This window comes from Bacillus sp. FSL K6-6540, assembly GCF_038007545.1.
In genome coordinates this window covers 72262-80000 of the sequence record NZ_JBBOXH010000001.1, presented here as the reverse complement: position 1 = coordinate 80000, position 7739 = coordinate 72262, and the positions used below count along the sequence as shown (strand labels likewise).

General features: G+C 51.1%; 9 protein-coding genes. All 9 read right to left on the bottom strand.

The features are described 5' to 3' along the window. Nucleotides 1–678: 678 nt before the first annotated feature. Nucleotides 679–2190 (bottom strand): lysine--tRNA ligase, encoded by a 1512-nt coding sequence (gene lysS / locus MHH82_RS00380; RefSeq protein WP_012818337.1) that lies wholly within the window; start codon nt 2188–2190, stop codon nt 679–681. 172 nt (nt 2191–2362) lie between these two features. Beyond that, nucleotides 2363–2839: a transcription elongation factor GreA gene (gene greA, locus MHH82_RS00375; RefSeq protein WP_009591919.1), complete on the bottom strand. Its 477-nt coding sequence runs from the start codon at nt 2837–2839 to the stop codon at nt 2363–2365. A 210-nt stretch (nt 2840–3049) separates the two neighbouring features. Further along, on the bottom strand, nt 3050–4081 hold the full coding sequence (gene dusB, locus MHH82_RS00370) for a tRNA dihydrouridine synthase DusB (RefSeq protein WP_340962493.1): 1032 nt from the start codon (nt 4079–4081) through the stop codon (nt 3050–3052). Nucleotides 4082–4303: 222 nt separating this feature from the next. Continuing rightward, entirely contained in the window at nt 4304–4510 is a 207-nt protein-coding gene (locus MHH82_RS00365) for a helix-turn-helix domain-containing protein (RefSeq protein ID WP_012818334.1), read from the bottom strand. Then, entirely contained in the window at nt 4462–5010 is a 549-nt protein-coding gene (folK, locus tag MHH82_RS00360) for a 2-amino-4-hydroxy-6-hydroxymethyldihydropteridine diphosphokinase (RefSeq protein ID WP_340962490.1), read from the bottom strand. Before folK ends, MHH82_RS00365 begins: the two co-directional genes overlap by 49 nt. A gap of 7 nt (nt 5011–5017) precedes the next feature. Then, on the bottom strand, nt 5018–5380 hold the full coding sequence (gene folB / locus MHH82_RS00355) for a dihydroneopterin aldolase (protein ID WP_009591901.1): 363 nt from the start codon (nt 5378–5380) through the stop codon (nt 5018–5020). A gap of 36 nt (nt 5381–5416) precedes the next feature. Further along, complete coding sequence (folP, locus tag MHH82_RS00350) at nt 5417–6277, bottom strand: dihydropteroate synthase (RefSeq protein ID WP_012818332.1); 861 nt, start codon at nt 6275–6277, stop codon at nt 5417–5419. Further along, entirely contained in the window at nt 6274–7161 is an 888-nt protein-coding gene (locus tag MHH82_RS00345) for an aminotransferase class IV (RefSeq protein WP_340962488.1), read from the bottom strand. Before MHH82_RS00345 ends, folP begins: the two co-directional genes overlap by 4 nt. Next, entirely contained in the window at nt 7158–7739 is a 582-nt protein-coding gene (gene pabA / locus MHH82_RS00340; RefSeq protein WP_009591892.1) for an aminodeoxychorismate/anthranilate synthase component II, read from the bottom strand. Before pabA ends, MHH82_RS00345 begins: the two co-directional genes overlap by 4 nt.

Below are 7739 nucleotides of genomic sequence, written 5' to 3'. Positions count from 1 at the left end.
TGACTTGCTCATTTCTTAACTGACGAGAATTTGTTCAATTCTCTATTTCAACGTCCCACCGAAGTGGTTCGTTTTACTCACTCGTTGTTCAGTTTTCAAAGATCAACTTCTTCGTTTGTTACCAACAAGTTATCTCGTTAGCAACTCTTATATCTTATCACATCCGCTCGATGATTGCAAGCTTTTTTTGAATTTATTTATCAAATTCATTTTAGCTTGTTGATCCAAGCATTTGTTCCAGGCCGTATTTCTTGGCCGGAAATATAATATACCATGGCATCCGCCTATATGCAACCCTTTTTCGTAAATTAAGAATAAGGTAAAATTATACACTCGTTTGCTTGCCATATATGACTCTTTAAGTCCATCTAATTCTGTCTGCTTCTCGGGAATAGGTATAACTGAAGCTGTATATGAGTCCCCAGAATGACGGTCCACTGTAGGCCATCATCTTTAGCAGCTCCGTTCGTGCTGGTTCCCCAGCCAAATATCATAGGCGCCAAGCAGACGACGCCTAAACACCCAGTCCATTTACCCAGTCCATTACGTGTTTGTACCAAATGAATGTAGCACAAGCTTTACATTCATAACAAAAACGCGCTCTATGCACAAATGAGGCAGTCGACTATAGAAAGCTATAGCCGACTGCCTCTTTTCTATCTATGAAAGGAGCAAAACCTACTCCTTATTACGCATGTGCGGGAACAGCAAGACATCGCGAATGGACGGAGAATTGGTCAGAAGCATGATCAGACGATCGATCCCGATGCCAAGTCCGCCTGTTGGCGGCATACCATATTCCAGTGCACGCAGGAAATCCTCATCCATCTCGTGCGCTTCGTCATTGCCCTGCTCTTTCTCCTTCATCTGCGCTTCAAAACGCTGACGCTGGTCAATCGGATCATTGAGCTCCGAGAATGCATTGGCGTGTTCGCGCGCCACGATAAACAGCTCAAAGCGATCCGTGAACCGCGGATCCACGTCGTTCTTCTTCGCCAGCGGCGAAATCTCAACCGGGTGACCGGTTACGAACGTCGGCTGAATCAGCGTCTCTTCTACGAATTGCTCAAAGAACGCATTCAAAATATGACCGAATGTCATATGCGGCTCAACCGGAACTTTGTGTTCTTTGGCAAGACGGTGCGCTTCCTCGTTGGACATGTCCACGCTGAAGTCTACGCCGACAACTTCTTTTACCGCATCCACCATGGATACGCGGCGCCACTGCGGCGTCAGGTCCACTTCATGCCCTTGATAGGAAATGACTTGCGTGCCCAGCACCTCTTGGGCGATATGGGCAATCAGATTCTCGGTCAGTGCCATAATATCTTTGTAGTCCGCATAAGCTTCATAAAGCTCAATCATCGTAAACTCCGGATTATGACGGGTTGAGATCCCTTCATTCCGGTAAACGCGGCCAATTTCGTACACTTTCTCAAGTCCGCCCACAATCAGGCGCTTCAGATGGAGCTCAATTGCGATCCGCATATACAGTTCCATATCGAGCGCATTATGATGCGTGATGAACGGGCGTGCCGCCGCACCGCCAGCGATGGAATGCAAGGTCGGGGTCTCCACCTCAAGATAGCCTTGGGAATCCAGGTAACGGCGCATCGATTGGATAATCCGGGAACGGGTAATGAAGGTTTTCTGCACATCGGGATTGATGATCAGGTCGACGTAACGCTGACGATAACGGAGCTCTACATCCTTCAAACCATGGAATTTCTCAGGGAGCGGATACAGCGATTTCGAAAGAACCTCCAGTTCCTTCACCTTCACGGTAGTTTCACCGGTCTTGGTCTTGAACAAGACCCCTTTTACCCCGATGATGTCACCCAGATCAAGGATGCTGAATGCTTCATACTGCGCTTCTGCAACGGAATCCTGGCGAACATAAATCTGAATCCGGCCGCTCAAATCCTGAATATGAGCAAAAGAGGCCTTGCCCATGCCGCGTTTAGCCATAATTCGTCCAGCCAGGTTCACTTCCACCTGCTTCTCTTCCAACTCTTCCTTGGAGAGCTCGTCGTACTGTTTCAGAATATCACCTGCGTGATGTTCTCTTTCGTATTTTCCGCCAAACGGATCGATGCCCAGCTTGCGAAGCTCGTCCAATTTGTTGCGGCGGATTTGCAAAAGCTCACTTAACTCCTGTTCTTGTTCCTGGTTGTTCATTTCTTCCGTCATCGTCATTCATCTCCTTCATTTCGCTTCCATTGTGAATCCCGTACACATTCGGCAAGGACTTAACGGTAGGGCAGCCATTTCAAGACATGCCATCCATCCATTAAGCCCTCAACCCGGCCCTAACCTATTTAAAAAAGCCCCCCGAAGGAAGCTTTCTACACCACATTCCGACTTACTTCTTAATGTCTACAATTTTATATTGAATAACGCCCGCAGGAACGTTAACATCCACAACCGATCCTTTTTGCTTGCCGATAATCGCTTTGCCGACAGGGCTCTCGTTCGAGATTTTGTTGTTAAGCGGATCCGATTCAGCCGTACCTACAATGGTATATTCCATCGTGTCGCCAAATTCCAAATCCTCCACGATCACCGTGTTGCCCACGCCGACTACATCGGTATTGATATCATCGTTGTTGATGATGCGCGCATTACGGAGCATTTTCTCCAGCGTGATAATCCGGCCTTCGATAAAGGCTTGCTCGTTCTTGGCGTCTTCATATTCGGAGTTTTCACTAATATCGCCATAACCGATGGCAACTTTAATCCGCTCAGCCACCTCGCGGCGCTTCACAGACTTCAGATTCTCAAGTTCGTCCTCCAGTTTCTTCAGACCGTCCTGGGTAAGAATGACTTCTTTATCGCTCATTAACCGATTCTCCTGTCATGTAAATAATTTAAACCACGGTATCAACATACTATATGCGAATTCTTGGGGATCAGAACTTCCCTCTGATGCCTGCTCAATTTCTTGAATTTATACTGAAAGATTATATGGGAACCATTTCAAAAAGTCAATGCGCGCAAAGGCTGTCACGGATGTCGCATATACGCAACCGTTAACAGCCTGCACCTCGTATTATCCAATCGCCGCAGCGGCTTGAGGGTATACGCTTTTTGCCGATTCTTCATGGTCCTCCAGATTGTTCACAAAGTTGTTCAGAAGGCTGACCAATTCATCGCGCTTCGTTTCTTCCATAATAATATCTTTAATGCGAGCCGATCCCTTGAGCCCTTTCAAGTACCAGGAAAGATGCTTGCGCATCTCTCTAACCGCTACCGCTTCGCCGCGCAGGGCGATCAACCGGTCCATATGCAGGATGGCTATCCGGATTTTCTCCTGGGGAGACGGATCCGACAGCAGCTGGCCCGTCTTCAGGTATTCCACGGTACGGTACAGCATCCAAGGATTCCCCAGCGCTCCACGACCGATCATGACGCCATCGCATCCCGTCGTATCCAGCATCCGTCGAGCATCTTCCGGCGTCACTACGTCGCCGTTGCCGATAACCGGAATGGAGACGGCTTCTTTCACTTGGCGAATGATGTCCCAATCTGCGTGCCCGGTGTAGAGCTGCTCGCGCGTACGTCCGTGAACGCTGACGGCTTGACCGCCCGCCCGTTCGACAGCCTGCGCATTTTCGACAGCGTAGATATGATCGATATCCCAGCCTGTGCGCATTTTCACCGTGACCGGTTTGTTCACGGCATCGACAACCGCCGCGACCATCTCATAGATTTTGTTCGAATCCAGAAGCCAGCGCGCTCCCGCATCCATCTTCGTTACCTTCGGTGCAGGGCAGCCCATGTTGATGTCGATGATATCGGCATTGGTCTGCTGATCGACGACTTTGGCCGCTTCCACCAGGGATACGCGGTCGCCGCCAAAAATTTGCAGGCTCAACGGCTTCTCCCGCTCGTCGACGAACAGCATTTCCTGGGTGCGCTTGTTCCCGTGAACGATCGCCTTGCCGCTGACCATTTCGGCGCAGACCAGACCAGTGCCGAATTCCTTCGCGATCAATCGGAACGCCGGATTGCACACGCCAGCCATCGGCGCCAGAACCACTTGGTTTTTCATTTCAACGTTTCCGATTTTCAATTGATCCATTCCATGTTTCCCTCCTTTATTTTCAAATATTTATAGTCGAAGGATCCCGCTTCTTGAGCGTGAAATCCCTAAGTTTCAAACCAAACCATCATACCCATGAATCGCGCAATCGTCCAGTCCGCAAAATACACTCATTCTTGTAGATCCCATCCAAAAGACATCTTCCTATATTAATGGCAGGGTTTCTAAAAAATAAACCTGAATCCCTTCACGATAGATAATCTAGCTCCGTTCCTTAAGCTCCTGCAACGTAATCTCCAGCACGTCGGCAATCTGAGCCAGCATCTGCTCCTCAGCACGGCGGTTCCCCCGTTCGATTGCGCCAAGAACAGCCAAAGAAATACCGGATCGCTCGGCGAGCTCTTGCTGGGTCAAACCCTTCAATTTTCGGAAAGCGCGGATACGCTGCGCCAGCTGCTTGTTTTCCAAAGCTGAATTCCTTCCTTTCCTTCCAGGTTCTCAAGTGCTGTCTTCACCACGGGGTACAGACCAGAAGGTTCAAGCTCAGACACGATATCGGCCAGCGGCCTGAGAACGAAAGCCCGTTCCTGCATGCGGGGATGCGGCAGAACGAGGTCCGGCGTATCCAGACGGCGCCCTTCCATCCATAACAGATCCAGATCCACCGTCCGCGGTCCCCAGTGAATATGACGGACCCGGCCGAGCTGTTTCTCGATTTGCTGCATTACGGCAAGCAGCTCATGGGGACTCAGCGATGTCGACACGGCTGCGGCCATATTAAGGAACATCGGCTGATCCACGTAACCGACCGGTTCGGTCTCATACAGGTTGGATACGCGGTCTACCTCAATGTCTGGCACTTCATCCAACCGTTCCAAAGCCTCCATCAGGTTCCCCTCGCGGTCTCCCAAATTGGCCCCTAAAGCAATATAAGCCTCTGAACACTCAGAGGTGGCGTGTGAATTCATGATCGTCTCACTTCCTGGTCCGGTGCAGCTCAATGGTCACACCTTCAAAATGAATGTCAAAAGGCGGGTGCGGCTTCGTCAATCGGACCGTTAAAGCATCGATAATAGTATAAGTGTCCAATACCTTAGATGCAATATGCTCCGCTAAAGCTTCAATCAGGCGGAACGACTCCGTCCGCATAATCTCCAGCAGGAGTTCATGAATTTCGGCATAATTTACCGTTAACGTCAGATCATCCGTCTTCGCGGCTTTGCTCAAATCCATCTCCAGCTCAAGATCCACATAGAATCGTTGGCCCAGCTTCCGCTCTTCCTCAAACACACCGTGGTAACCGTAGTATTCCATGCGGCTCAGTATCATTTTATCCATCTCGTACTCCGCCCTTCCATCCTTGATCCCAAAAAATTAGTTGCGTTGAAGCTCCGTTGAAGCGTAAGTCATGGCATCGCACATCTTGGCTGTCCGTTTCATATGCTTCACGTCGTGCACCCGAACGATCTGACAGCCTTGCGCAATCCCGTATGCGACGGTGGCTGCCGTTCCTTCCAGCACGTCTTGTGCCGGAGCGCCAAGCGCGGTTTGGATAAACCTTTTGCGGGAGGTAGCCAGCAGTACCGGAAACCCCAATCCCACAAGCTGATCGAGTGATGCCATCACTTTCATGTTCTCGTCATAGTCCTTTGCAAACCCGATGCCCGGATCAAGCAATATTTGGTGATCCTGCACACCGGCAGTGCGCGCAATTTCGACGCTTTCCAGCAAATCGCGTTTTACGTCTTCTATCAGATTCGTGTAATTTCGTTCGCGTCGATTATGCATAAGAATGACCGGGCATCCGAGCTCTGCCGCCGTCTTAGGCATATCAGGATCGTCTTTAAAGCCCCAGATATCATTAATGATATGAGCCCCCGCTCCAATTGCCTGGCGCGCCACTTCCGCTTTATAGGTGTCAATCGACAACGGAATTTGCGGCGCGTGCCGGTGAATAGCTTCAATAACCGGGATTACGCGCGCAAGCTCCTCTGAAGCTCCAACCGGCTCGTGTCCCGGCCGCGTCGATTCCCCGCCGATATCGATGATGTCGGCTCCCTCCTCAATCAGCTGAAGCGCATGCTCCACCGCTCGCTCCGTGTCGTTATAACGGCCTCCGTCCGAGAACGAATCCGGCGTCACATTCAATATGCCCATAATAAGCGTCGATTGACCGAGCTTTAACTCAGCGTCCTTGCCCAAACGATATTCACGTTCATAGATGGTTGTTTTCATATATCAAGCCCTGCTTTCCTTCTATACGCATACAGCAATGTACGGGTTATCGGGCCGGCCACTCCTTGTCCGATGGTCAGAGCCTCGCTTTCTACTCCAAACAGCGTCGTAACCGGAACAATCTCCTGAACAGAGCCTGTGGTAAATATTTCATCCGCTCCGGTAAATACATCCCAACCATAACGGCCTTCTTCGGCCTCGATGCCAAGATCGGCAGCCAATTCCAGCACCACTGCCCGGGTAATCCCCGGCAAAATGCCGGTACCCACGTCCGGCGTATATAAACGCCCCTTCTTGACGAAAAAGACGTTGCTGACGATGCCTTCGGCCACGTCTCCCGCCGAAGTTAACATCAGCCCCTCTGGCGGACCACCCGATGGTTCCGGATATCTTGCCAATTCCCGCTTTGCGAGTATATTGTTCATATAATGCAGGGATTTCATCCGGACCGATGATTCCGGCGTGTTCCGCGGTAGGGACAGCAGCCTCATGGCTCTGCCTGTCTCGTAGAGCGCAGCGTTGGCGGCCGGCAGCTCCTTGGCGAATAATATCTCGGCCGGCTTCGCATAATCTCCGGCAGGCAAACCGAGTAATCCTTCTCCTGCGGTTACGGTGTACCGTATATAGGCATCCTGAAGGCCGTTCGCCTCCATCAGCTCCGCAATCCAGCCGCTGATCCTCTCGGCATCCGCCTTGTGGGCGATCCCAAGCTCCCGGCAGCAGTCCGCCAGCCGGTTCAAATGCCGCTCTAGCAAAAAGGGCTTCCCTTGATACGTGCGGAAGGTCTCGAATAGACCCATTCCGTACAAAAGCCCATGATCCATCACAGGTATGACCGCGTCGGCAGCTTCAACGATGCCGCCGTTCATGCCTATATATTTCATGCCTTGGCGCCAGCCGTGCGCTTCAGGAAGTTGCGCAGCATCTGATGGCCATGGTCGGTAATGATGGATTCCGGATGAAACTGCACGCCTTCCACGGGATAATGCTTGTGCCGAAGCCCCATGATTTCGCCCTCTTCCGTCCAGGCGGTAATCTCCAGCTCCTCGGGGAGGGTCTCCTTCTCAACGATCAGCGAGTGATATCGCGTTGCGGTGAACGGAACCGGCAAACCTTCGAAGACCGATTCTCCTGTGTGTTGGATGGCGGATGTTTTTCCATGCATGAGGCGCTCCGCACGGATGACGTTGCCGCCAAAGGCTTGCCCGATCGCCTGATGGCCGAGGCAGACGCCGAAGATGGGAATGATCCCTTTGAAATGCGAAATCACGTCCAGACTAATGCCCGCTTCATTCGGCGTGCACGGTCCCGGCGATATCAGGATATGGTCCGGCGCCAACGCTTCGATGCCGGCGATGTCGATCTCATCATTCCGGTAAACCTTGACTTCCTCGCCGAGCTCCCCCAAATATTGAACCAGGTTATACGTAAACGAATCATAATTGTCGATGACAAGTATCAT